The 1942-nt window shown below is 66.3% G+C and carries 1 protein-coding gene; it reads left to right on the forward strand.

Annotated elements, in window-relative coordinates; genetic code table 11:
• Nucleotides 1-1942: hypothetical protein (locus WH85_RS52015; protein WP_045748546.1), on the forward strand; the 1942-nt coding region annotated here is incomplete at both ends.

Consider the following 1942-nt stretch of genomic DNA (forward strand, 5'->3'; position numbering starts at 1 on the left):
GCCCGAGCCGAACACGTTCGTCCGGGTCGACAATTCCAGCCTGGAAACCGACATCACCTTCGGCGTGCGTAACGACCCGCAGGGCGACCTGAAGTACACCTCGAAGGAGGGCCGCGGCCTCGCCCAGTCGGTGGCTCAGCAGCGACTGTTCCAGGGCATGGATCCGCTGGCTTTCGGCGCTTTCGATCCGAGTGTCTCCATCGAGACGCAGGCCGACCGGTTGTTGCAGAACTACGATCCGGCGAATCCGGATGCCATCCCGCAGAGTCACGCGGACCGGGAGACCTGGAAGAAGCAGGTCCAGAACTACATCCAGACGTTCTACCCGGGTATCGACGCCAACAAGGCGAACGGTCTGACGCAGCTCGCGTTCAAGAGTGTCGAGCCGATCAGCCCGACCACGCAGAAGAACATCCTGAACGATTTCAAGGGTGATCTGGGGAACGGCGCGAAGACGCTGATCCAGGTGGCGGGTGCGACGCACAGCGCGTTGTCCAGCAATCCGCACACCACGTCGCAGGCCCCTCCGGACGCGACTCCGGTCGCGACGCCGATCGACACCCGGGTCGACGTTCCGACCGACAGCACGCCGGATCGCCCCCAGGGTCCGGACACGTCCAGCAAGGCCTGGCAGGACGCCTACGACAACGCCGAGCAGAAGCAGCTGCGGACCGAGCGGTACAACCCGTCGAAGGACACCATCGTTCCGGGTACGCACCTGCTCCGCGGCGAGATCACGACCATCGACTTCACCAGCCGCGATTTCACCGTCGACGGCAAGGACTACCGTTCCTTCGAGGTCAAGCTGGATCTGACGTCCCGCGACGACCAGATGACGCCGGAGCAGCTCCGGGACTTCGCGAACGACATCCAGAACACCATCGACCAGATGGTCAACGGGCAGCACACGCTCCCCGGCGGCCGGGAACTGCACGTGCAGCTCGACGTCGAGACCAAGCCCTGGTCCGAGAGCGCGACGACCGACGACTGGCAGGACACTCCCGGTAGCCGTCCGCCGGTCGAGATCACCTCGGCGCCGCTGCCCGACCCGGACAACCCGGACGACCACACCAACGACGGCAACACCACCAACCAGAGCCGGTGGAACACCAACAACAATCCGGCCGTCATGGTGCACGAGGTCATGCACTACCTCGGTGTCAACGAGGGCTACCGGGCGGACCATCACCTCTTCAACACCCAGGACCGCCCCGGTGTCATGGGCCCCGAGGTGCACAACCTGCCCGCCACCAGCGCGGACATCACCAACGACGTCCCGTCGCAGTACCTGCACGACAAGGACCTGCAGTTCATCCAGAACGTCTCCGACACCGCGGGACCGGTCCGGCAGACGGCGACCCCGACCGGGGACACCACCACCAGCACCACCGCCGACACCACTGGCACCACTGGCACCACCGACACCGACACCGACACCGACACCAGGAACGACGCGCACACCGACTCGGCCGCGCCCCGCACCCCGGCGCCGACGACCCAGTCGATGCAGGACGTCCTCACCGATCCCGATTCCGGCCGGCCCAAGGGCAGCCGCTCGTTCCAGAACGCGGTCCGCACCTATGACCTGAGGCAGGTCGGCACCCCGGTCACCGTCGGACAGCTCGGTCCGCGCAACCCGGAGACCGCCGACAAACCGGCCTACCTCGCCACGGTTCCGGTCACCCCCCACGACGACATCCAGAACCTCATCACCGCGTACGCCCAGGGCTTCCGCCCGGGAACGTCGGACGGCCGTTTCGGCCTGGTCATCGGCGTCAACGGCTTCGGCCGATCGTTCTCGGACACCACCATCCAGAACGCGGTCAACCAGGTCCGCAACGCCAACCCGCCGTTCCCGGTCACCGTGATCGGCTTCTCGTGGAACAACTCGCGGATCGGGCCGAACGATTCACCGGGCCAGGACACCATCCCGTACGCCGCG

The organism is Actinoplanes rectilineatus, assembly GCF_000962825.1.
Taxonomy (GTDB): Bacteria; Actinomycetota; Actinomycetes; order Mycobacteriales; family Micromonosporaceae; genus Actinoplanes; species Actinoplanes rectilineatus.